The 22,957-nt window shown below is 48.9% G+C and carries 28 protein-coding genes; 18 read left to right on the forward strand and 10 right to left on the reverse strand.

The features are described from left to right. Nucleotides 1–2: 2 nt before the first annotated feature. The 4 genes from MKQ70_RS08745 (at nt 3) to MKQ70_RS08755 (ending at nt 1,659) form a co-directional block, all read left to right on the forward strand. Entirely contained in the window at nt 3–362 is a 360-nt protein-coding gene (locus tag MKQ70_RS08745; protein ID WP_248069973.1) for a YraN family protein, read from the forward strand. 165 nt (nt 363–527) lie between these two features. Then, the gene (locus MKQ70_RS08750; protein ID WP_248069974.1) at nt 528–869 is read left to right on the forward strand and encodes a hypothetical protein; all 342 of its coding nucleotides are present in this window, start codon (nt 528–530) and stop codon (nt 867–869) included. A 217-nt stretch (nt 870–1,086) separates the two neighbouring features. Further along, the gene (locus MKQ70_RS38000) at nt 1,087–1,212 is read left to right on the forward strand and encodes a hypothetical protein (protein ID WP_282456283.1); all 126 of its coding nucleotides are present in this window, start codon (nt 1,087–1,089) and stop codon (nt 1,210–1,212) included. 309 nt (nt 1,213–1,521) lie between these two features. Beyond that, nucleotides 1,522–1,659 carry a hypothetical protein gene (locus tag MKQ70_RS08755; protein WP_248069975.1) on the forward strand — a complete coding sequence of 46 codons (138 nt, stop codon included), beginning with the start codon at nt 1,522–1,524 and terminating at the stop codon, nt 1,657–1,659. A gap of 53 nt (nt 1,660–1,712) precedes the next feature. Here the strand turns inward: MKQ70_RS08755 and purB are convergent, their stop codons facing one another. Beyond that, the gene (gene purB / locus MKQ70_RS08760; protein ID WP_248069976.1) at nt 1,713–3,050 is read right to left on the reverse strand and encodes an adenylosuccinate lyase; all 1,338 of its coding nucleotides are present in this window, start codon (nt 3,048–3,050) and stop codon (nt 1,713–1,715) included. A gap of 108 nt (nt 3,051–3,158) precedes the next feature. Between purB and MKQ70_RS08765 the strand changes: the two genes are divergently transcribed. Together MKQ70_RS08765 and MKQ70_RS08770 are read left to right on the forward strand one after the other, a co-directional pair. Continuing rightward, nucleotides 3,159–3,896: a menaquinone biosynthetic enzyme MqnA/MqnD family protein gene (locus MKQ70_RS08765; RefSeq protein WP_248069977.1), complete on the forward strand. Its 738-nt coding sequence runs from the start codon at nt 3,159–3,161 to the stop codon at nt 3,894–3,896. A gap of 64 nt (nt 3,897–3,960) precedes the next feature. After that, complete coding sequence (locus MKQ70_RS08770) at nt 3,961–4,617, forward strand: NADPH-dependent F420 reductase (protein WP_248069978.1); 657 nt, start codon at nt 3,961–3,963, stop codon at nt 4,615–4,617. A gap of 3 nt (nt 4,618–4,620) precedes the next feature. Here the strand turns inward: MKQ70_RS08770 and MKQ70_RS08775 are convergent, their stop codons facing one another. Genes MKQ70_RS08775 through MKQ70_RS08785 form a run of 3 tightly spaced genes read right to left on the reverse strand, consistent with a single transcriptional unit; the run spans nt 4,621 to nt 6,250 of the window. Beyond that, nucleotides 4,621–5,553 carry a M1 family aminopeptidase gene (locus MKQ70_RS08775; RefSeq protein ID WP_248069979.1) on the reverse strand — a complete coding sequence of 311 codons (933 nt, stop codon included), beginning with the start codon at nt 5,551–5,553 and terminating at the stop codon, nt 4,621–4,623. Between the two features lie 35 nt (nt 5,554–5,588). Then, nucleotides 5,589–5,918 carry a hypothetical protein gene (locus MKQ70_RS08780; protein ID WP_248069981.1) on the reverse strand — a complete coding sequence of 110 codons (330 nt, stop codon included), beginning with the start codon at nt 5,916–5,918 and terminating at the stop codon, nt 5,589–5,591. A 50-nt stretch (nt 5,919–5,968) separates the two neighbouring features. Then, on the reverse strand, nt 5,969–6,250 hold the full coding sequence (locus MKQ70_RS08785; RefSeq protein ID WP_248069983.1) for a hypothetical protein: 282 nt from the start codon (nt 6,248–6,250) through the stop codon (nt 5,969–5,971). A 44-nt stretch (nt 6,251–6,294) separates the two neighbouring features. Between MKQ70_RS08785 and MKQ70_RS08790 the strand changes: the two genes are divergently transcribed. The 10 genes from MKQ70_RS08790 (at nt 6,295) to MKQ70_RS08835 (ending at nt 18,068) form a co-directional block, all read left to right on the forward strand. Further along, a complete protein-coding gene (locus MKQ70_RS08790) occupies nt 6,295–7,923 on the forward strand; it encodes an ABC transporter substrate-binding protein (protein WP_248069985.1) in 1,629 nt (542 codons plus the stop codon). 131 nt (nt 7,924–8,054) lie between these two features. Further along, nucleotides 8,055–8,804 (forward strand): acyl-CoA desaturase, encoded by a 750-nt coding sequence (locus MKQ70_RS08795; protein WP_248069987.1) that lies wholly within the window; start codon nt 8,055–8,057, stop codon nt 8,802–8,804. Nucleotides 8,805–8,913: 109 nt separating this feature from the next. Further along, nucleotides 8,914–9,945: a polysaccharide deacetylase family protein gene (locus tag MKQ70_RS08800; protein WP_248069989.1), complete on the forward strand. Its 1,032-nt coding sequence runs from the start codon at nt 8,914–8,916 to the stop codon at nt 9,943–9,945. A gap of 302 nt (nt 9,946–10,247) precedes the next feature. Beyond that, complete coding sequence (locus MKQ70_RS08805; RefSeq protein WP_248069991.1) at nt 10,248–14,834, forward strand: PKD domain-containing protein; 4,587 nt, start codon at nt 10,248–10,250, stop codon at nt 14,832–14,834. Then, entirely contained in the window at nt 14,768–15,760 is a 993-nt protein-coding gene (locus MKQ70_RS08810) for a PKD domain-containing protein (RefSeq protein ID WP_248069993.1), read from the forward strand. Before MKQ70_RS08805 ends, MKQ70_RS08810 begins: the two co-directional genes overlap by 67 nt. Then, a complete protein-coding gene (locus MKQ70_RS08815; RefSeq protein ID WP_248069995.1) occupies nt 15,760–16,056 on the forward strand; it encodes a T9SS type A sorting domain-containing protein in 297 nt (98 codons plus the stop codon). Before MKQ70_RS08810 ends, MKQ70_RS08815 begins: the two co-directional genes overlap by 1 nt. 253 nt (nt 16,057–16,309) lie before the next feature. Further along, entirely contained in the window at nt 16,310–16,471 is a 162-nt protein-coding gene (locus MKQ70_RS08820) for a DUF1328 domain-containing protein (protein ID WP_244837831.1), read from the forward strand. A 103-nt stretch (nt 16,472–16,574) separates the two neighbouring features. After that, nucleotides 16,575–16,862, forward strand: coding sequence for an Rdx family protein (locus MKQ70_RS08825; RefSeq protein WP_282456288.1), 288 nt, complete (start codon nt 16,575–16,577; stop codon nt 16,860–16,862). A 47-nt stretch (nt 16,863–16,909) separates the two neighbouring features. Further along, the gene (locus MKQ70_RS08830; RefSeq protein WP_282456289.1) at nt 16,910–17,686 is read left to right on the forward strand and encodes a M90 family metallopeptidase; all 777 of its coding nucleotides are present in this window, start codon (nt 16,910–16,912) and stop codon (nt 17,684–17,686) included. Nucleotide 17,687: 1 nt separating this feature from the next. Then, the gene (locus MKQ70_RS08835) at nt 17,688–18,068 is read left to right on the forward strand and encodes a VOC family protein (RefSeq protein WP_248070001.1); all 381 of its coding nucleotides are present in this window, start codon (nt 17,688–17,690) and stop codon (nt 18,066–18,068) included. A 174-nt stretch (nt 18,069–18,242) separates the two neighbouring features. Here the strand turns inward: MKQ70_RS08835 and ygiD are convergent, their stop codons facing one another. The 4 genes from ygiD to MKQ70_RS08850 all read right to left on the reverse strand — a co-directional run bounded on the left by ygiD (nt 18,243) and on the right by MKQ70_RS08850 (nt 20,217). Next, complete coding sequence (ygiD, locus tag MKQ70_RS08840; RefSeq protein WP_248070003.1) at nt 18,243–19,076, reverse strand: 4,5-DOPA-extradiol-dioxygenase; 834 nt, start codon at nt 19,074–19,076, stop codon at nt 18,243–18,245. Nucleotides 19,077–19,091: 15 nt separating this feature from the next. Next, entirely contained in the window at nt 19,092–19,436 is a 345-nt protein-coding gene (locus tag MKQ70_RS38005; RefSeq protein ID WP_282456290.1) for an NAD(P)-dependent oxidoreductase, read from the reverse strand. Beyond that, nucleotides 19,433–19,738 carry an NAD(P)-dependent oxidoreductase gene (locus tag MKQ70_RS38010; protein WP_282456291.1) on the reverse strand — a complete coding sequence of 102 codons (306 nt, stop codon included), beginning with the start codon at nt 19,736–19,738 and terminating at the stop codon, nt 19,433–19,435. The genes MKQ70_RS38005 and MKQ70_RS38010 overlap by 4 nt, the downstream gene beginning before the upstream one ends. Nucleotides 19,739–19,806: 68 nt before the next feature. After that, a complete protein-coding gene (locus tag MKQ70_RS08850; RefSeq protein WP_248070006.1) occupies nt 19,807–20,217 on the reverse strand; it encodes an Rrf2 family transcriptional regulator in 411 nt (136 codons plus the stop codon). 125 nt (nt 20,218–20,342) lie between these two features. Between MKQ70_RS08850 and MKQ70_RS38015 the strand changes: the two genes are divergently transcribed. Further along, on the forward strand, nt 20,343–20,777 hold the full coding sequence (locus MKQ70_RS38015; protein ID WP_282456292.1) for an aldo/keto reductase: 435 nt from the start codon (nt 20,343–20,345) through the stop codon (nt 20,775–20,777). Beyond that, nucleotides 20,774–21,322 (forward strand): aldo/keto reductase, encoded by a 549-nt coding sequence (locus MKQ70_RS38020; protein WP_308198972.1) that lies wholly within the window; start codon nt 20,774–20,776, stop codon nt 21,320–21,322. Before MKQ70_RS38015 ends, MKQ70_RS38020 begins: the two co-directional genes overlap by 4 nt. Before the next feature lie 38 nt (nt 21,323–21,360). Here MKQ70_RS38020 and MKQ70_RS08860 read toward each other — a convergent pair whose 3' ends face one another. Beyond that, nucleotides 21,361–22,311, reverse strand: coding sequence for an NADP-dependent oxidoreductase (locus MKQ70_RS08860; protein ID WP_248070008.1), 951 nt, complete (start codon nt 22,309–22,311; stop codon nt 21,361–21,363). 122 nt (nt 22,312–22,433) lie between these two features. Continuing rightward, nucleotides 22,434–22,772 (reverse strand): hypothetical protein, encoded by a 339-nt coding sequence (locus tag MKQ70_RS08865; RefSeq protein ID WP_248070010.1) that lies wholly within the window; start codon nt 22,770–22,772, stop codon nt 22,434–22,436. Between the last annotated feature and the right edge of the window lie 185 nt (nt 22,773–22,957).

The following is a 22,957-nucleotide window of genomic DNA, read 5'->3' on the forward strand; positions in this document are numbered from 1 at the left end:
AGATGGCTTCTCATCATGAACTCGGTAAAAAAGGAGAGGAGATGGCAGCGGCCTTCCTGCGCGGAGCGGGCCATATCATCCTGCACACCAACTGGCGGAGTGGTAAAATGGAGATCGACATCGTATCGCGGCACGGGCAACTGATCATCTTTACAGAAGTAAAAACACGCAGTAATAGTTTATATGGCTGGCCCGAAGAAGCGGTGAGCGCACATAAACAACAAGTGCTGGAACGCGCTGCCGCACGCTACCTCGAGCAAATGAACGGCGGCGCTGACGATATCCGCTTCGATATTATTGCTATCACATTTGGTGAAAAACATCAATATGATATAACGCATTTGGTTGATGTATTCTCCTGACACAGAGATCATTATCAGACCTTAACATCCAGTTAACAATGAAAAGCATGTGAAATAATTGTAATTAAATTTTACCGCCATACATTTGTACTGTTATCGTTAATCATTCCTCTGCAAGAACCTTCAAACTGATCATTCAGTACTCATGACCCAAAAAAGGTTCTTATGATTATCTGGAATATACTCATTCTTGCATTGCACGCCACCGGCGAACCAAGCGTTTTGCATGCGCAAAAAGCAACGCCGCAAACGATGTTCGTGCAGCAGCGCGAAGCTCAGAAAGGCGCTTTAAGGCTGGAGTTGAAGTGTTTTGACCGGGAGGAAGGATTAGCGCAGGTAACCATTTTTGACGAAACGTATACACCACTGAGAATGATACCCGTGGCGCTTGAAGGAGAAATATGTTTGCACACTATACAGCTGCAAACGCTCAACCCCAAACTGGCGCGGTATTACCAGGTAAGTAAAGGAAACCAGTTGTCAGCAATTACGGAAATTAAAGATTAATACACGTCTTGTACATGCCCGCAGCGGCTTGATGTACGGAGCTTTCGAGAGTCATTTTACGTTTTTAGGGATTTAGCCGTCAAGATTGTTTTAACCGTTTTATTATTCATCAATTGGATGAATGCTGTCATACTATTTGCCAGTATTTATCACCGGCCGAACGTTTTAACATATACGCAATGACTGAAAGCCGGAGAACCCCTTTAAAATCAAATTTATGAACACATTCGTTACTTACTTCTTTTTAATCGTTGGTGCTATTTGGGTATACAGACTGTTGTCGTATTTCTACGGGAACGATGATACGAAAACATCTAAAAGCTACCGCGTAAAACGTTATTAATATTTTATACAAACGCAGCTGTTGCCGCTGAAATGCCCGGCACTGCTACGTATCACATCTTTTGAAGAGATCAGCAAGCACAACTATTCAGTCAATTTTGGTATATAGTTTGAATTATTGATTATCAGAGGTTCACCGTTCTAAGCAGTAGAGTGAATTTCCTTTTAGGTCAATTTTAATGTCATGTAACGCTGGTGTACTTACCGGCACGTTCGTACACCGGCGTTCATGAAACTCATGTGAATGTTCCCCATTTATTTTTTTGATACAAGGCTATATAGTTAGAAATGGAAAAAATCCAGGTCGCGTTTGACCTGGATTTTTTATGCAGCGATGCAGCAGTTGTTATGCTGTGATGGTAAAAGTAACGATCGCATTTTTATTTCCCGACATGGTGGTAAATCGTACAGCCGTATTGGAGGAGTAAAGAAAAAGCCGCTGAAGTGAGTGACACAACAGCGGCTGAATAGATAACTAAGTGTTAGCCCAATAAGTATTATTTAGAAGATGCCGGTGTAGTTGTGCGGCGTAATGGCTTTCAGTTCTTTTTTCAGCGAGGCACTGATCTTTAACCCATCGATGAATTTCGCGATCATTTTCTGGTCAATCGCTTCGCCGCCACGGGTCAGCTCTTTCAGCGCCTCGTAAGGGGATGGGTAGTTTTCGCGGCGCAGTACCGTCTGGATGGCTTCCGCTACCACGGCCCAGTTGGCGTCCAGGTCAGCTTTCAGTTTCGCTTCGTTCAAAATCAGTTTACCCATGCCTTTTTCGAGTGATTTCAACGCAAGCATGCTGTGGCTCAGCGGCACGCCTACGTTACGGAGTACGGTAGAATCGGTAAGGTCGCGCTGGAGGCGGGAAATCGGCAACTTCGCACTCAGGTGCTCGAACAGGGCGTTTGCCATGCCAAGGTTACCCTCTGCATTCTCGAAGTCGATCGGGTTCACCTTATGCGGCATCGCGGAGGAACCTACTTCATTCTTCTTGATTTTCTGTTTGAAGTAGTCCATCGAAATGTACGTCCACACGTCGCGGGCAAAGTCGATCAGGATATTGTTAATGCGCTTCAGCGTATCGAACTGGGCGGCGAGGTTGTCATAATGTTCGATCTGCGTGGTAAACTGCATGCGTTGCAGGCCCAGCGTAGTGTTTACGAACTTGTTGCCGAATTTCTCCCAGTTGATTTTCGGGAAAGCGATATTATGTGCGTTGAAGTTACCGGTAGCGCCGCCAAACTTAGCCGCGAACGGAATATCGCCCAACAGCTTCACTTGTCCCTCGAGGCGTTCCACGAACACCTTAATTTCCTTACCCAGCTTGGTCGGAGAGGCCGGCTGACCATGTGTACGCGCCAGCATCGGGATATTTTTCCAGTCGCTCGACATCTTTTTCAGGTGCAGCACCAGGTTGGAGAGGGCGGGGAGATAAACGTTCTCGATGGCTTCTTTCCAGAGGAGTGGGGTAGCGGTATTGTTTACGTCCTGCGAGGTAAGGCCAAAGTGTACCCATTCCAGTTTGTCTTCCAGTCCCAGGTTTTTCAGTTCATTTTTCAGGAAATACTCCACCGCCTTTACGTCGTGGTTGGTAATTTTCTCTGTATCCTTGATCAGCTGGGCGTTTTCTACCGTAAAGGACTGGTAAATATTGCGCAAAGCCGTAGCTTTTCCCTTGGGGAGCGTAAACAGTTTCTGATCGGCCAGGGCAATGAAGTACTCCACTTCCACGAGCACCCGGTAACGGATGAGCGCGAATTCAGAAAAATAGGGGGCCAGTTCTTCCAATTGTCCCCTGTAACGCCCGTCGATGGGGGAAATAGCTGTTAAGGCTTGTAATTGCATAAATATTGTTGTTCCGGTTTGTAGTGTATCCCGTTTTCGGTTCCGCAAAGGTATTTGAAAGCCGGGAACAGTAAATTAGTTATTTTTGCGGCCTCAAAATTACAGAAATTGGAACGGAAAGTAAAAGTAGCGGCAGTAAGTTATCTGAATACGAAGCCATTATTGTATGGTTTCAGGGATCATGAAGTAATGAAATCCACCGAACTGACGATGGACTACCCGGCGAAAATCGCGCGGCAGCTGATTGAGGGAGAGGTGGATATGGCGCTTGTACCGGTGGCCATTATTCCCCGTATGAAAGAGTATCATCTCATTTCTGACTATTGTATTGGCGCGGACGGGCCGGTGGCTTCGGTTTGCCTGTTTTCAGAGGTGCCTTTGCATGATATAAAACGTATTTACCTCGATTACCAGAGCCGTACATCGGTGGCACTGCTGAAGGTGCTGGTGGCAAATCACTGGAAGCTGGACATCGAATTTGTGGAAACGACCGGCGGTTATGAGCACCTGATTAAAGGTACGGACGCGGGTTTGGTGATTGGCGACAGGGCACTGGAGCAACGCTTGATCTCGCCGTTTATCTATGACCTGGCCGAGGCGTGGATGCATTTTACCAGCCTGCCTTTTGTATTTGCGACCTGGATCAGCAACAAGCCGCTGCCGGTGGAATATATCCAGCAGTTCAACAATGCGAACAGCATCGGGTTGAATAATATCCCTGCGGTGGTGGCGGAGAATAAATACCCGACTTACGATCTGACGTGGTATTATACGAAGAATATCAGTTATCCGTTTACCCCGGCGAAGCGGCAGGGGATGCAGCGGTTTTTGGGGTATTTGCGATAGAGATTTTTAAATCCCGGGCCTGCCACCCGGGATTTTTCGTAAATTCCATGTAAATCCTGTGAATATGAAAGTTGGAATTTTAGGCTCCGGCGTTGTTGGGCGTACGCTGGCAGGCGGACTTTCCCGTATAGGCAACCACGTAATGATCGGCACCCGCGACATCCAAAAGGAAGAATTACAGGCCTGGCGCGAGCAGGACAAAGAAAAACACAAGCTCGGCTCCTTCAAGGAAGCCAGTATCTTCGGCGAGCTCATTGTACTATGCACCCAGTGGACCGGCACCAAAAACGTGATCGAACAGGCCGGTATCTGGAATTTCAAAAACAAAGTGATCGTAGACGTTACTAATCCGCTGGACGGTAAAGGTCCGGACGAGAACGGGCGGGTCCATTTCGCGGCGCTTAACAGTGCTTCCGCGGGCGAGCAGGTGCAGGCCTGGCTGCCCGACTCCCACGTAGTGAAAGCCCTCAATTGCGTGGGTAACATTCATATGGTGGCGCCAAAGCTGGAAGAAGGCGCGCCTACGATGTTCATTGCCGGTAATGACGACCTCGCCAAAAAAGCCGTAACGGAAATCCTCAGCAAGCTGGGCTGGCAGGATGTTGCAGATATGGGTGGTATTGAGATTTCGCGGGATATAGAGGCGCTCTGCGTACTGTGGTACGCTTACGGCTTCCGCACCGGCAGCTGGACACACGCCTTCAAACTGCTGAAAAAATAAAGACTATTTCCCATTTTTTATGTTGATGTAAAAGTTTTTATCGACCGTAAACTTCGCGGGATCGCTGAGTTGCAGTTCCGATGTTTTCCATGTTTGCGCCGGATAAATGAACGAATATTGCCCGTCGCGCAGCGTTACTTTGAGCGGCATGTTAAACCCTTTCACATCCGATACCCAACGATACTTCAGTACTTTTCCTTCTATTTTGTATTCAAATTCCGGGATGGTGATCTTCGTTAAGTACTGCTCAAACACCCGGTCGAAATTCATGCGCGTTTGCCTGTTGATGTAATCCTGTACCTGCCTGCCGGTAACGGTTTTGTGATAAAACGTTTTGTTCAGCCCACGCAGCAGCTGGCGAAATTTTTCATCATCATTAATGATCTGGCGAATAGTGTGGATCATATTAGAGGCCTTGTAGTACATGTCGCCGCTACCTTCGTTGTTCACGCCATATTTACCGATGATGGGAATGTCGTTCGCCACGTTTTTACGGATGCCGCGTGCATATTCGTTGGCAGCTTCGAGGCCGTCTGCACACTGCGTGAAAATAACTTCCGAATAGTTGGTGAAACCTTCGTGCACCCACATATCCGCGATATCTTTCGTGGTGATATTATTGCCAAACCATTCATGGCCGGTTTCGTGGATAATGATGAAATCCCATTTTAACCCCCAGCCGGTACCAGACAAATCGCGGCCGCTGTAGCCCATCAAATATTTATTGCCATAGGCCACGGCACTCTGGTGCTCCATGCCCAGGTGCGGCGTTTCCACCAGTTTGTAACTGTCTTCATAAAAAGGATAAGGGCCGAACCAGTTTTCGAAACATTTCATCATGGGCTTTACTACTTCAAAATGTTTTTTCGCGCGGTTGAGGTTGTAGTCGATTACCCAGAAGCTCATGTCCAGCGGGCCTTTTTCGCCGTTGTACATGTCTTTGAATTCCGTATAATTTCCAATATTCAGTGCTACATCATAATTATTGATCGGATTACCGACGAACCAGTGGAACGTGCTGGTGCCGTCCGCATTGTCCTTTTGCTGCGCAGGCGGCCGTTAGATACGTCCGTAAGACCTTTCGGAACCGTTACAGTGATGCTCGTGCTGTCGGCTTCCTCGCTCTGGTGATCTTTATTGGGCCACCACACGCTCGCGCCCAGGCCCTGGCAGGCCGTGGCAATCCAGGGGCGGCCGAGAGAATCGCGGCTCCATTGTACGCCACCGTCCCAGGGGGCACGTACGGCTTTACGCGGCACACCATGAAAGTAAACGGCCAGCTGCTGAATTTTGCCGGTCAACTGCGGCTCCCGGAGTTTTACAAAAAATGCATTGCCCTCTCGGGTGAAGCTCAGTTTTTACCAAGTTGCACCACGCTATCGATCTGCATAGGTTGTTGCAGATCGATCTGCATAAGCTGATAGGGTCGCAGTACGCGGTAATGGATCACGTTTTTACCGGTAAGGGAGCTGTCGTGCGGCAACACCTTTACGTGCAGGTCGTAATGCGTAACATCCCACCAACTGCGATCCGCTGTGAGCGTGCCGCGGAGCGTATCCTGCCGGGTAAACTGCTGTGCTTCGGCGGATATTGCCGCTACTAAACCTGCCACTAACAAAACTATGCTTCGCATCTTCTATTGATTATTTTCGCCGAAAGATATTAATTTAACGGCAAATGAAACGTCAGGTATTAGCTGGTTCTATACAGATATTAGTCATGTTGCTGCTGGCCGGTTGCGGAGAAAAGCGGGGGAGCGACAAAATGGTGTTCCGCTACAATCAGCAGGAAGGTTTGCCGACCCTCGATCCCGCTTTTGCGAAAACGCAGGCCACTACCTGGGTGGCGCACCAGCTGTTTAACACGCTGGTGGAGCCGGACAGCCTTCTCAACATCGTGCCTTCGCTGGCGAAAAGCTGGGATGTTTCTCCTGATCGCCTTGTATATACCTTTCATTTACGGGATGATGTATACTTCCACGACAATGAAGTGTTCCCGAACGGGAAAGGCCGTAAAATGACGGCCGCCGATGTAGTGTACAGCTTTAAACGCGTCATGGATCCTGCCGTAGCCTCTACCGGCGCCTGGATCTTTAACGATAAAATCGACCCCGCTACAGGTTTCAAAGCTATTGATGATACTACCTTTCAGCTCACGTTGCAACATCCCTTTCACCCGATTATGGGTATCCTGAGCATGCAGTATTGCTCGATCGTTCCAAAGGAGGTGGTGGCGAAATATGGAAAAGACTTCCGCAAACATCCCTGTGGTACCGGGCCTTTCCGGTTTCATTTCTGGGATGAAGGGCAGGGGCTGGTGCTGCATCGCCATCCGAACTATTTTGAGAAAGACGAACAGGGGAACCGTTTACCGTATCTCGATGCGGTGCAGGTGAGTTTCGTGGACAGCAAAGGCACGGAGTTCCTCTTATTCCGCCAGCAGCAACTGGATTTCGTGAACGAGGTAGAGCCTTCCTTTAAAGACGAAGTGCTGACGAAAACAGGTAACCTGAAAAAAGAATGGGAGGGGAAGATCGTGCTGGAAAAACCTTCGTTCCTTAACACCGAGTATTTTGGTATTTTGATGGATACGGCGAATGCGCAGGCAAAAAGTTCGCCCTTGAAACACCGCCTGTTGCGGCAGGCCATCAACTACGGCATTGATCGCCGCAAGATGATGACCTATTTGCGTAACAGTCTCGGGAAGCCCGCTAACAGCGGATTTGTGCCCTATGGATTACCGTCGTTCGACGAAGTAAAGGTTCCGGGTTACGAGTTCAATCCGACTAAAGCGCTGGAGCTGCTGGCCCGCGCTGGTTATCCGAACGGGAAAGGGTTGCCGCCCATTAAATTGTTGTCCATCCCCAACTATTCGGATATGGCCAATTTCGTAGCTAACCAGCTGCAGGCACTGGGCATTCCGATACAGGTGGAAATAATTCAGAAGGGCACACTGATCGACCAGGTATCCAAGTCACAGGTGCCGTTTTTCCGCGGCAGCTGGATCGCCGACTACCCGGATGCGGAGAGCTATCTCGCTATGTTTTACAGTAAAAATCCCGCGCCGCCGAATTACACCCGTTATAATAACCCGGTGTTCGATAAACTATACGAACAGGCTATCCGCGAAAACAACGACAGCCTTCGTTACCAACTGTATCAGCAAATGGACCGCCTGTTAATAGCAGACGCGCCCATAGTACCGCTGTTTTACGACCAGGTGATGCACCTGCTGCAGCCAAATGTTAAAGGTTTGGTAAATAATGGATTGAATATGCTGGAGTTACGCCGCGTTAGCATACGGTAAGCCTTTCCTGTGGCGGATTCACATCAACCAATGGCAAAAAAGCGTGGCGCAACACGCAAATAGGGCCGTTTTGTTAGATCGATAAGCCGTACCTTTGCCCCTTCATTTTCTAAACATCGAATAGCGGACTAATGATTGCGATTCTGACTTTCCTGTGCGTGCACTGGTTTTTATCACTCTTCTTCCACACTTTTTTCCTCCACCGTTATGCATCTCACCAGATGTACACCACGAGTAAGGGCTGGGAGCGTTTCTTTTACTTTTGCACCTGGTTTTTCCAGGGATCATCTTACCTGATTCCGCGGGCTTATGGTACCATGCACCGCATGCACCACGAGTTCAGCGACACGGAACATGATCCGCATTCGCCGCACTTCTTCAAAGATGTTTGGTCTATGATGGTAACTACCCGTAAAATTTACAACGGCTTCGCTACCCGCACTACGGTTGTGGATGAGAAATTTACCGAAGATCCGCTGCCGGAATGGGATGCGCTGGACCGTTTCGGCGATCATAACATTACCCGCCTGGTATTTGCGCTGAGCTATGTGGCGTTTTACGTGGTGTTCGCGCCGCACTGGGCCTGGTTCCTGCTGCTGCCTATCCACTTCCTGATCGGGCCTGTACAAGGTGCGGTGGTGAACTGGTGCGGTCACAAATACGGTTACAGCAATTTTGATAATGGTGATAAATCTAAAAACACTTCTCCCTGGGGTATTTTGCTAATGGGTGAATTGTTCCAGAACAACCACCACAAATTTAAAGACAGTCCGAACTTTGCTAAAAAATGGTATGAGTTCGATCCTTCTTTTATGGTGATGAAAGTAATGCATGCCGTGGGCATCATTAAGCTAAAGCCTGTTCCGGTAAGAAGTCACTAAAATGATTTAAACAGACGTTAACGCTGCATAATGTTTTTCCGAAAATATTATGCAGCGTTTTTTTTGAGCCCCGCGGCCTTATTTTGCAACTTTAATCTGAGCAAACGCAATGAACCCCCTGAAGAAAGTCTACTACCAAGGCGTAAAAATGATGAATCTCGCGGTATTAAAAAAACTATACCGGGGACATATCATATTACCTTATCATCACCTGGTAAGCGATGGGGAAGTGCCGCATATCAAACACCTGTATCCCTGGAAAGGGACGAAAGCGTTTGAGGCGGACCTGGATTTTCTTGCGTCGAACTTCAAACCGATTTCCCTTCCCGACATATTGAGTTGTGTGCGGAACGGGCAGCCAATCCCGGACAACAGTTTCCTGCTTACCTTTGACGACGGGCTGCGGGAAGTTAAAGAAGTAATTGCCCCGATGTTGCTCAAAAAGGGTCTGCCTGCCGTATTTTTCCTGAATTCCGCTTTCGTTGATAACAAGGAAATGTATTATCATTTCAAGACCAGCTTATTGATAGATGCGCTTGAAAAGAACGCTTACAGTGATGCTGCGTTGGCCGAATTCCGCCGCATTCTGCAGGAGCCGGCTGGTAGTCCGGTAGAGGCATTGATCCGCCATCTTCACCGGATCAAATATGGTGACCGGGCAATTTGTGATAAGCTGGGGGAGACGCTGGGCATCTCTTTTACCGATTATCTGAAGAACGTACGCCCGTTTATAAATAGCGATGAAATACAATCACTTGTAAACCAGGGTTTTCATCTTGGCGGGCACAGTATAGATCATCCTTATTATCCGCCCTTGTCCCTGGAAGAGCAATTAAGACAAACCACGGGTTCGGTGGATTATGTGACCAACCGTTTTAACCTCGATTACAAAGTATTTGCGTTTCCCCATTACGATACGGGCGTTAGCAAGGCGTTTTTCGACACCTTGTTAAATGGCCCCAAACCTAAGCTGGATCTCATTTTCGGCACTTCCAACCACAAACAGGATATATCTCCGCGTATTCTTCACCGTTTTAACTGCGAACGACCTTCAGTGGGCATTGAAGAGCAGGTAAAAGGTATTTTGATGTACGGTATTTTGCACGCCTGGGCGGGCAAAAACAAGGTTGTACGAATTTAACTGCTCGCGCCCGCTTCCTCGCAGTAGAAATCCCTTTAATATTTAAAAATGCAGATGTGTGTTGTGACACACAAAAGACATTTTACAGATAAATTTAATGAGTGAAATAATTAATAGGATGATTAATATCATGTTATGAATATTAATATTCGATAAATTATATAAAAATTTATATTTGTTTTTCTACAAAAATTTGCACTTCTATGTTAACTTTGCAATAGTTCAAATTAGACCGAATAAAAGACGACAACAGTGGAAGTATAGGCTTGAACTTTTAACCATCATTAAAATTTTGACCTTTTGTGAAGAACCTACTGCAACTATTGCCAAAGGTACGTGCCGGTATCTTTTGCATGATCATGCTGCATATTCTGCAGCCGCGTGCCGCGATGGCGCAGGGAAGCCAGACTGCCATTAAAATCGGCAATACTGATGCCTGGTTACACTTGCCAGACGATTACAGCTCGACTACCGAGCGTTATCCACTTCTACTTTTCTTTCATGGTGTCGGAGAGGGGGACGGTCCGCTGACGGACGTGTTGAAAAATGGCTTGCCTAAGTTGATCGCCAATGGCGCCAAAATGCAATACACTGTCAATGGTAAGCTTTTTAAGTTCATTGTTGTATCGCCGCAGGCGAAAGGTGGATGGATGAACGCCGATAACCTTAACAGTGTATTGGAAGGCATCAAAAAGGCTTACCGTGTAGATGAAAGTCGTATCTACCTTACCGGGCTCAGTGCCGGTGGTTATGCCACCTGGAACTATCCGGCCGCCAAACCGGAGTACGCGAAAAAGATCGCTGCTATCGCGCCGGTATCTGCCGCGGGTATCGATTATGAATCTACGATCTGCAACATCGCCACATATGACGTGAAACTGCGTACCTATTGCGGTACGGGTGACCAGTTTTACTATCTGGTTGATAAGTATCTTACCCTGATCAATAATTGTAATCCGCCTGTGAAAGCCACTTCGGTAATTACACAGGGGGCAGGCCACTCCGGTTCGTACTGGGATCAGGCGTTTGCGACCGATAACAAGTATAATACGCCTAACATGTACGAATGGATGTTGCAATACGCCCGTACAGATGTAGGCACACCCACCAATACGCTGCCCACCGCCAACGCCGGCAGCGATGCAACAATCACCCTGCCTACCGCGACGGTTAGCCTGGACGGTTCGGCTTCAAAAGATGCAGATGGTACCATCGCTACATATTCCTGGACCAAAAAATCCGGTCCTGCTGTTGGCACAATCACGACTTCTAATGCTGCTAAAACAACTGTTACCGGCCTTACTACAGCCGGTACTTATGTTTTTACGCTAACCGTTAAAGATAACAGCGGCGGCACTGCCAGCGATGATGTAATCATCACGGTAAGAAGCGCCAGCAATACTGCCCCGGTAGCAAATGCGGGTGCTCCAATCACTATTACACTTCCTACGAGCTCTATAACACTTGATGGTTCGGCTTCCACAGATGCGGAAGGCGCTATCTCCAGTTATGCCTGGACAAAAATAAGCGGTGGCACGGCTGCTATCAGTACCGCCAACGCCGCTAAAACCACTGTAACCGGTCTGGCTGCAGGAACTTACACGTTCCAGCTGACCGTTACTGACGCGGGCGGATTGACTAACTCTTCCACCGTGACCGTAACGGTTAATGCTGCTGCCGCTACTGCACCGGTAGCGAAAGTGGCGAGCACCAGTATCAACATTAACCTGCCCACCACATCGGCTACATTGGATGGCAGCTCCTCTACGGGCGCTTCCAGTTATGCGTGGACAAAGGTGTCTGGTCCTACGGGCGGTACTATTACCGCTTCCGGTTCAGCTACCACGGGGGTAAGCGCCCTGCAGGCAGGTACTTACGTGTACAAACTCGTTGTCACCAATGCAGCCGGTACTTCCGAAGCAAATGTGACCGTGAATGTTGCAGCAGCACCTGCTCCCGGCGACTGTAACTGTAAACTGACCGTAACACCTAACGCGGAAGGCGGTGTTTGGATGGATCTGAGTGGTAAAGGCCTGCAACCCGGCGATACCATTTGTATTAAATCCGGTAAGTACACGTACATTGAATTCTTCAACGCAACTGGTTCTGCTCAAAAACCACTGGTGTTCATCAACTGCGGTGGTGTAGTGGAGTCCGGCGACGGTGGCGACCGCGGGTTCAGCTTCCGTAATGTGAAATACTTTAAGTTGACCGGTAGTGGTACCGGCGACAAATATGGCTTTAAAGCCAATGGCGGCAGCAAGTATATTCCGAGTGGTTTCTCTGCTGGTAAAGGTTGTACTGATTACGAAGTGGAGCGCCTCGAAATTACCAAAGCCGAAGCCGGCATGTTGTGTAAAATCAACCCGGATTGTGATCCCGAAACCTGGTACCCCAACTTCGCGATACGCAACCTGAAGTTCCACGACATCTGGATCCATGATGTATTGGGTGAGGGCATGTACATTGGTCACACTTCTCAAAGCGGCGTTACTATTACCTGTAACGGCACTACGATGAGTCAGCCGCCTCCCAGGATCTACAACTGCCAGGTATACAACGTTACTACGGACGGTACCGGTTGGGACGGTATCCAGGTTTCCGGTGTACCGGAAGGACTGGAAATCCACCATAACAAAATTTTGAATTACGGTATCGAAAATAAAGGCAGCCAACAGGCGGGCATTATCTTCGGTGGCGAAGGTGTGGGCAGCATTCACGACAACCTCGTCAGCAAAGGCACCGGTAACGGTATCCGGGTATTCGGCAGCACGCACATCGATGTATATAACAACGTAGTGAACGAAGCTGGTTACGATGGTACTACCGAAGGCCAGGACGCGATCTTCATCGACGATAAACCAACCCTGCAGCTGTACAAACCGATCCAGGTGTACGTGTTTAATAACACTGTGGTGAAGCCGAAACGTGCAGGTATCATGTTTTATAATTCTCAGGGTACTGTTGCAAAAGGCAACCTGTTTTATAATAACCTGATTGTGGCTCCCGGTAAAACTTACCTGGAAGTGGACAGGACAATCGATTATAAGGCCGCTAATAATATTAATGAGCCGGACATCAACAACGCTAAATTCGTAGCTGCAGGCGCCAACGACTTTCATCTCCTGGCTGGCTCTGTAGCCATCGATAAAGGTCAGGACGTTAGTGCCTATGGTGTAACCCGCGACTTTGACGGCACTGCCCGTCCTTACGGCGCAGCCTACGATGCAGGTGCGTTCGAGTTCACCGGCGGTACTGCCCCGGCTAATAAAGCGCCCACTTCCAATGCGGGTGCGGATATTACCGTGACCCTGCCAACTAACACCGCTTCCCTCGACGGTAGCGGTTCTACAGATAGTGATGGCAAGATTGCCACCTGGGCCTGGGTAAAGAAATCGGGGCCCGCAGCGGGCGGCGGTACAATTACCACTGCCAACGCAGCTAAAACGACGGTAACCGGCCTGGTAGAAGGTGTCTACACTTTCACCCTGACCGTAACCGACGACAAAGGCGCTACGCACAGCGATGACGTGATCGTAACCGTGAAAGCCGGCAATGTTGCTCCTGTGGCAAAAGCCGGTGCGGATGTAACCATCACCCTGCCGACTAATTCAGTGGCACTCGATGGCAGCACTTCTACCGATGCTGATGGTACTATCACCAAATATGCATGGGTGAAGAAGAGCGGTCCGACCGCCGGCACTATCGCCAGTGCGGCCACCGCTAAAACCAATGTGACCGGCCTGGTGGAAGGTACTTACACCTTTACACTGACCGTTACAGACGATAAAGGCGCCACTCATGCGGATGATGTAATCGTAACCGTGAAAGCCGCCGTAGCTAACGCAGCGCCGGTTGCCAGAGCGGGCAGCGATATGGCGATTACATTGCCAGCCAGCTCTGTATCGCTCGATGGTAGCGGCTCTACAGATAGCGATGGTACGATTGCAAAATATGCCTGGACCAAAGTAAATGGTCCGGCTGCCGGCACTATCGCCAGCGCAACAACTGCAAAAACAAGCGTAACTGGCCTGGTAGAAGGTACCTACACCTTCCGCCTGACTGTTACAGATGATAAAGGCGCTACTCATTCCGACGATGTTATTGTTACTGTAAATCCTGCCGGCGTTAATGCAGCACCGACCGCCAGAGCAGGTGATGATGTAACGATTGTACTGCCTGCCAACAGTGTATCACTGGACGGCGGTAACTCTTCCGACAGCGACGGCAGCATCGCCAGCTACGCCTGGACCAAAGTAAGCGGTCCGACCGGCGGCACAATTGCTTCACCGGCTGTGGTGAAAACCAATATCACCGGCCTCGTTGAAGGTACTTATGTTTACCGCCTGACCGTAACCGATGACAAAGGTGCTTCCCACTTCGACGAAGTAAGCATTATCGTAAAACCAGCAGTGGCTAACAATGCGCCGGTGGCAAGCGCAGGTAACGATATCACTATCACCCTGCCAGCTTCTTCCGCAGCACTGGACGCAAGCGGCTCTACCGACGCAGATGGCACCATTACCAAATATGCATGGGTGAAAGTATCAGGTCCCAGCGGCGGCGCCATTACCAATGCAGCTAATGCTAAAACGACTATCACCGGCCTGGTGGAAGGTACTTATGTATACGCAGTAACAGTGACTGACAATAGCGGGGCGACTGCTTCCGCGCAGGTAACAGTAATCGTGAAAACGGCTGCGGTTAATGTGAAGCCGATCGCGAACGCGGGCAGCGATATCACTATTACGCTGCCTTCCAATGCGGTTTCGCTGGATGGTTCTGCATCTTATGATACAGATGGTACTATCGCTTCTTACCAATGGAGAAAAACAAGCGGTCCTACAGCAGGAACTATTGCAAATACTTCATCTTCGGGACGAACGTGACTGGTTTGACGGAAGGTACCTATGTATTCACACTCACTGTAACCGACAACGGCGGTCTTACTGCCACTGCGAACGTTATCGTGATCGTGAATCCCGCGCCAAATAAACAACCGGTAGTATATGCAGGCCCGGATATCACTATCACCCTGCCTACTAATTCTGTAACACTGGACGCCAGCCTGTCTTACGATCCTGACGGCGCTATCGTGAGCTATTCCTGGAAGAAAACCAGTGGTCCGAGCGGTTATGCATTTGCCAATGGCAGCAGCGCCAAAACGCTGGTGACTAACCTGGTAGCAGGCACTTACATGTTTACTGTAACTGCTACAGATGATAAAGGCGCCACTAACTTCGACGATATCATTGTAACCGTACAGGCGATGAATAATGCAGCTCCGATCGCCAATGCTGGTCCGGATGTAAGCATTACCCTGCCCGCCGGCGAAACGCAGCTGAACGGCTCCGGTTCAATGGATACGGACGGTACCATCGTTTCTTACAAATGGACGCAGGTATATGGTGCGCCGGCTAATATCGCAAACAGCAATGCCGCTAACACTTCTGTAAGTGGCCTTACCGAAGGTGATTACATCTTTGAACTGAGTGTGGTGGACAACAACGGAGCATCTTCTTCAGATCGCGTAACCATTACGGTACAGGCAGAACCAAACGTTAAACCAGTTGCCAATGCCGGGGAAGACCGTACGATAACGCTGCCAAGGGCCAGCCTTGAGTTGAGTGGAGAAGCATCATACGACCCTGACGGTACGATTACCGCTTACAGCTGGAAGAAAATTTCCGGCCCGAATGCAGGTACGATCGTGGGCAACAATACTGCGAATCCGAACCTGGTTGGACTAGAGCCGGTACTTACCAATTCGAACTCACCGTTACAGATAACAAGTTCGCTACCGCGTCAGATGTAGTGAAAATAATCGTAAGGGCACCGGAAGATGAGCCTGTCAGGGTGCATATGTATCCGAACCCTGCGACAGATCACATCCGCGTGGAACTGAAGAATAAGAGCCAGGAATTGAAAAACGTGAGGATTTTTATTTTCAATTCGCATGGCCAGATAGTGAAAATGATTCGTGTTGGTGATACGAGCGGCGGCTGGTATCAGGATATTCAGCTGACCACCTTCGCAAGCGGAAGTTACTTCCTGAAAGTAGACGCAGATGGTCTGAGATACGTGAAAATGTTTATTAAAGCAGGGCACTAGCGAATAGTAGTCCCTAAGCAAATGCTTATAATTCCCAAGATGCATGGCCTTTGTCGCGGAAAGCGGCGAAGGCCTTCGCATTTTTTGTTGACAAAAAACATCATTCCTGTACAATGATTCCACGGTTTGAGGTGAGTGTAACTGTTTGATATTGTATGCATTAGAAGGAGGTGAGTGGTTTTGGAATGATCCTTGCAAATTCTGGTATAGACTATTAAACGTTCACATTGTTTCACCTTAAAACCTCATAATTATGTTACGTTGGGCAGTTATATTCTTTATCGTTGCGATCATTGCTGCGATATTTGGATTCGGTGGCATCGCCGCAGGCGCGGTTTCCATCGCTAAGATTTTATTCTTTGTGTTTGTAGTATTATTCCTTATCTCACTGATCTCCGGACTGGCTAGAAGATAAGTATAAAACAAATCGAGAAAGAAGGCTGTGCACGGCAACCCTGGTTGTCGTAGCGCAGCCTTCCGCTTTGCTAATACAATGGTTTAGACTTACATTTACAAGTATGAAACCAGGTATTACCATCTCATACTGTACTAAATGCCGCTGGATGCTGCGCGCTGCTTACATGGCGCAGGAACTCCTGACTACATTTGAAGAAGATATCAGTGGCGTAACCCTGAAGCCCGCTGAAATATCCGGCAGTTACCAAATATTCGTGAACGACGAAATGCTGTTCGATCGCAAGCGGGAGGGACGTTTCCCCGAAATTACAGAACTGAAACAGTTGGTACGTGATCGCGTGGCGCCGGACAAAAGTCTGGGCCATTCAGACCGTAAGAAGGATGCATAGCCAACGGGAGAGGGGCGCCTCCCCTGTTATAATTTTTATTTGAACCCATGGAGCCGAAGTATTTTTTAGCAGGTGTTGTTTTACTGATTTTATTCATTTTATGGAGAAGCCGTTCGCGTAAGGCAAAGCGAAAACAATTGGCTGTGCCTTCTAATTATGTAGCATTACTGGCGCAAACCGTTCCATACTACCAACGCCTCAGCGACCCGGAGAAGAGCCGTTTCGCGGCGAAGGTGAAAGAATTCCTGGAAACGATCAATATCGAAGGGATCCGAACTACCGTAGAACCGCTGGACAGCGTGCTGATCGCCGCCGCTGCAGTTATGCCGTCGTTCGGCTTTCCAAACTGGAAATATTTTAATCTGACAAACATCATTCTGTATCCGGGCGCTTTCGACGAAGAATATCGCCTGGATGGTGATCGCCGGCCTATCGCTGGCATGGTGGGCAGCGGCGCTTTAAACGGACAAATGTTACTGTCAAGGCCAGCCGTGCGTGCCGGTTTTTTTGACGGCCACGGCAAGCACAATACCGCTTTACACGAATTTGTTCACCTGCTGGATAAAGCAGACGGTATTGTAGACGGCGTTCCGGAGAAGTTTTTGCGACATACACAAACGGAAGAATGGGAACGGATTGTGCAGCATGAAATTCATCGCATCGAACAGGGCGACTCAGATATCAATCCTTACGGCGCCATGAATCATGGAGAATTCCTGGCCGTTTCGGCTGAATATTTTTTCCAGCAGCCGGAGCGCATGAAGGAAGAACACCCGGATTTATACCGGATGCTGTCGCTGATTTTTAATCAACAACTCGCATAATATGAGCAAAATTCCCGAAGGTCACCAGACCGTGATTCCGTACCTCATCCTGGACGGAGCCGCTAAATTCCCGGATTTCGTGAAGAACGTATTAGGTGCTGAAGAAAAACACCTGCATCGTCGTCCGGAGGACGATTCGAAGATCATGCATGGCGAAGTAAAAATCGGTACCGCGACCATCATGTTCGCGGACAGCACCGATCAATACAGCGCGCAAACCGCGGGGCTTTACATATACGTGGATGGCGTGGATGAAGTATATCGTAAGGCGCTGGCAGCCGGCGCCAGGTCTGTAATGGAAGTGAGTGACCAGTCTTACGGGCGTTCTGGTGGTGTGCTGGATCCTACAGGTGTTACCTGGTGGTTGACGGAAGTTATTTAAAGTTAATCTTTGCGCAAGTTCGATCACCTGGCGGATATTTTATGCTCCGAGTGCGTGAACATTTATTGGCAGCCATTGTTATATTCAAGCCTGCCAGCGTGCTTTTCAAGCGATAATCCCCCTTCTCCTCAAATTTACTATTTCCTCTTATAATTTATATTATGTTAAATAGTGTCATAGCCGGTCAATCTTCACCGAAGTCATGGTAAGCGAACCCATAACCGCTTTATCGTTAAAGATTTGTGCTTGTTCCCTGCTGTCCTGGAGCCCAAGCACGTACATCAGCGGGTAATAATGGTCAGGTGTCGGTATAGCGAATTTGGCAGCCTGCCCCATTTGGTCGTAATGAATCAGCGGCTGGTGATCGCCATTCGTGATCAGCTGTTTAAATTTCGTGTTCATTTCCAACGCCCAGTCAAAACCGTATTCGGGCGCATCCATCTTATCCCAGGCGATCATACGCAGGTTATGAACCATATTGCCACTGCCGATAATTAACACACCTTTTCTGCGGAGTGCCGCCAGTTCTTTCGCCAGTTGGTAATGATATTCTGCGGGTTTACTGTAGTCAATGCTCAGCTGCAAAACCGGGATATTCGCCTCCGGGTACATATGCCGCACCACCGTCCAGGTACCATGATCCAGGCCCCATTCGTGGTCAAGGTCCACATGCGTGCTTTTCACCATCAGGGATGTTTCCCTGGCCAGTTCAGGATCGCCCGGAGCAGGATATTGTACATCGAACAACGCCTGTGGAAAGCCGCCGAAGTCGTGAATCGTTTTTGGATGCGGCATGGCCGTAATCTTTGTGCCACGGGTGAGCCAGTGCGCGGAAATTACCAGCACCGCGGTGGGTTGCTCGATCTCCCCGCCCATGCGGCGCCAGCTTTGCGAAAACGTATTGTCCTCGATGCCATTCATCGGCGAGCCGTGACCAATGAACAGCAACGGCATTTGCGCCGTGCTGTCAAAGGTGTCGGTTATATTTTTAAACTCGTGTAGTTGCATGATGATAATGCAAAGTTAGTAAGCCGCGGTGAAACGTGCTTTAAGGAATTTTGGTTGTTCTATTTCGTCGGCCAGTACTACCGCTACATCTTCTGCAGAGAGAATGCTGCGGCCGTTTTCGTCGAACACTGGATTTTCGGTACCTACGCGGTATTTACCGGTACGGCCCGTTGTAACACTGTGGTTCATTTCAACAGCGGGACTAAAGAACGTCCAGTCTAATTCATTTTCTTTACGCAGTATATCCAGGTAATTGCGTGCACCGTTGGCGCCGGCATAGTATTCTTTTGGAAACTGCGGGGTATCTATTAGCTGGGTGTCGCCCACGTACAGGCTGCCTGCGCCGCCGATAACGATCAACCGTTTGACGCCGGCTTTTTTGTCGCCGCCTGGATGGCTTCGGAACCTTTAATGAACTCCTGCTCAATGTTGGGGTTCGTCCAGCCCGGGTTATACGAGCTCAGTACCACGTCGTGGCCTGCGAAGATCGCAGCAGCCGCGTCAACATCAAAAATATCAGCCTGCTGAATGGTCAGACCATCTTGTGCAGCCAGTTTGGTGGTATTACGGGCAATAGCGGTCACCAGGTGGCCCCTGTTCAGTAATTCTTTCAGCAGTTGGGTGCCTACGAAGCCGGTAGCTCCTATTAATGCAATTTTCATGATTTGTGTTTGTTACTGGTTTAACAATCTGTACTAAAAATTGTTACAGTTATGGTCAAAAAAATAGCTTAGTGAAACTGCCGTACAAAATCGGCAAGGGTCTTTTTGCCCAGGCTTTTCAGCAGCGACGCTTCCGCCTCGGCATACAGGGAATCAAGGTGTTCGTTAATCTGCCTGCCCACGGTGCACTCGGGGTTTGGCTCATTCCGGTTTTTACCCAACAGGGACCCGGGTTTCACCGCATCATAAATGTCCGACATCCTGATGCTGGTGGCCGGTTTGGCCAGGCTGCTTCCGCCGCCTTTGCCTTCCTTGCTTTCCACTAAACCATAATTACGCAGGCTGGCCAGTTCCTTCCGCACCAATACGGGATTAATGTTCATGCTGCCCGCAATGTAGTCAGACGGCACCAACTCCCCTTCCGCTTTGGCGAGCAGGGTTAAAATGTGAACTGATATGGCAAACCTGCCGTTATTCATACTGTAATATTTTTTTTTATTACAGAACAAAGGTACGGATATTTCTCATCCCGCCAAATTTTGACACAAGGATGGTACTAAATTTGTGCGATCAGCACGCATTTTCGGTCTAAATAAAAGAATCTATGGAAAAGAAAAAATTGGGAAACACGTCTCTCTCCTTTGCCCCGCTTGTGTTTGGTGGCAATGTATTTGGGTGGACGGCGGACGAAAAGAGATCTTTTGAATTGCTGGACGCCTTTGTGGCTAATGGTTTTACGTTTATCGACACGGCGGATGTTTATTCATACTGGGCAACCGGCAGCCAGGGCGGCGAATCGGAGACTATTATCGGCAAATGGCTGGCGCAACGTGGTAACCGCGATAAGGTAATTATTGCCACTAAAGTGGGCTCCAAGGCTGGCCCGGAACCGAAAGATCTATCGAAAAAGTACATCCTGCAAAAGGTAGAAGCATCTTTAAAACGGCTCCAGACGGATTATATCGATTTATACCAGTCTCATTATGATGATATGAGCACCCCGGTGGAAGAAACCCGGAAGCCTACGCCGAACTGGTGAAGGCGGGGAAGGTGCGTTTCATCGGGGCTTCCAATATGACGCCGGAACGACTGCTGCAGTCGCTGCAGGCCAGCGAACAACATGGCTATCCGCGTTACGAGAGTTTGCAGCCGCAATATAATCTTTACGAGCGCGAAGGATTCGAGAAGGCGTTTCAGCCCATCTGCCTGCAATATGGATTAGGGGTAATTCCTTATTACTCGCTGGCCAGCGGTTTCCTTACTGGTAAATATCGTACGGCGGCTGATCTTAACAAAAGTGTACGCGGACAGGGCCTCAAAAAGTACCTCGACGATCGCGGGTTACTTATTCTGGAAGCGCTGGATACGGTAGCGGCGCAATACAATGCCACACAGGCCCAGATCGCATTGGCGTGGCTGAATGCACAGCCGTCCATCGCCGCGCCGATCGCAAGCGCTACTTCCGTTCAGCAGTTGGAAGATCTGGCCGGGTTCGCATCCATTCGACTGGAAGACCGGGACCTGCGCCTGCTTAATGAAGCAAGCAGTTATGCTAAAAACGAAGATGTTGTAATAGGCTCCTGATAATAAAAAAGCGCCGCTGTATCCAGTGGCGCTTTCTATTATTGAATTAAGATAATCGTTTTTCCCTTCCCCTTTCCCATTCGGCTCTGCGCCACTGCGACCGGCGCTTCTTCCAGCGGAATGCGGCTTTCTACCGGAACGATGATCATGCCGCTGTCGATCATTGCCGTTAGTTCTTCCATGCACTGTACGGTGCCTTTCGTTTCGAAATTACCGCCGTGCAGCTTCATGTCTTTCAGGAAATAATCGTTCGTCACAAATTTGGTAGTGAGCGCTACTTTTCCTTTTTTCACCTGCCCGCTGAGCGCTTCGAACTTTGCTTTATCGTTCACCGTATCGATCAGCGCGTCAATCCCGCCAGGATGTAATTGTTTCAGCTGCTCGTCAATCGGCGCCTTCGTATAGTCGATCGTTTCTTTAGCGCCCAGCTCCTTCATGCGTGCCGCACCTTCCGCGGACGATACCGTGGCAATCACATGAATGCCTTTACTGGCGGCCACCTGCGTGGTAAATGAGCCAACACCACCCGTACCGCCAACGATCAACAACACCTGGTTTTTGCCAAGTTCAGATGCCTCCACTAATTGCAGCGCGGTCATGCCAGCAGTGGGCGCCGCAGCCGCATCGGCCAATGGGATATTTCGAGGCGCCAACGTTATTACAGACTTTTCAGGCACTGCTACATATTCCGCGTAAGCGCCCTCTCCCACTGGCTTATGTAGGAATTGCCCGTATACTTTGTCACCCTTTTTAAATCGCGTTACTTCGCCTCCTACGGCTTCCACGATACCCGAGCCATCGTTGCCCATGATCAGTGGAAACACATGCGGCATACTATCTTTCATAATGCCATCGGCCAGTTTCCAGTCGTACGGATTCACCGCTGCGGCGGTAATGCGGATCAAAACGTATCCCGGTTTCAGTTCTGGCCTGGGCAAATCCATTAATATGGGAGTATCGCCGAAATGTGCTACTGCTATGGCTTTCATCGTGCTAATGTTTTGGTTTTCAGGATATCGAATTTACAGAAAATTGAGCGATAAAAAGAATGGTTAACCATGGCATATACCACGATTAACCATTTTACACTATAACTACACACTAAAAACGTTTACTTCTTTTCTGTGTCACCTTTACGTGCTTTAGGACTGGCAGCGCCTGAACGTTGCGCATAGCCCTGTTCGCGGTTCTTTTCCCCGGTTACTGATCGCTCGCGACGATCTGTAACTTTGTTAGCACGCGATCTGCCACCCATACTTTTAACCGCTTCCCTGCGGTTGTGCATGATGTTCTCATCCAGGTCCTCATCTTCCTCATAATCTTCATCATATCCGCTTACAAAGTTATCATCAAAAGTTTCTTCGGAAGTTTTATTGCGATTACTTTCATCCTCCGGCGTCCAGCGGCTGGAGCGGGTTTGCTGTGGTATATGCCCGTGGTTCGTTGCCATAAAATAGGTTTTTTGATAGTTAATGAAATAGGTTAAACCGAAGGGGTATTTGTGAAGATAATCGTCAATTTCATGCCAAGTGCTGATGCTCAAAGCAGTAAAATATGTACTTCGTGTTGCTATTTAAAAAAGGGGGATGCACAAACAATTAGTAGCGAGCGATTTGTAGCCCGGCAGTAAGTAAC

It is taken from the genome of Chitinophaga sedimenti, assembly GCF_023156195.1.
GTDB lineage: Bacteria > Bacteroidota > Bacteroidia > Chitinophagales > Chitinophagaceae > Chitinophaga > Chitinophaga sedimenti.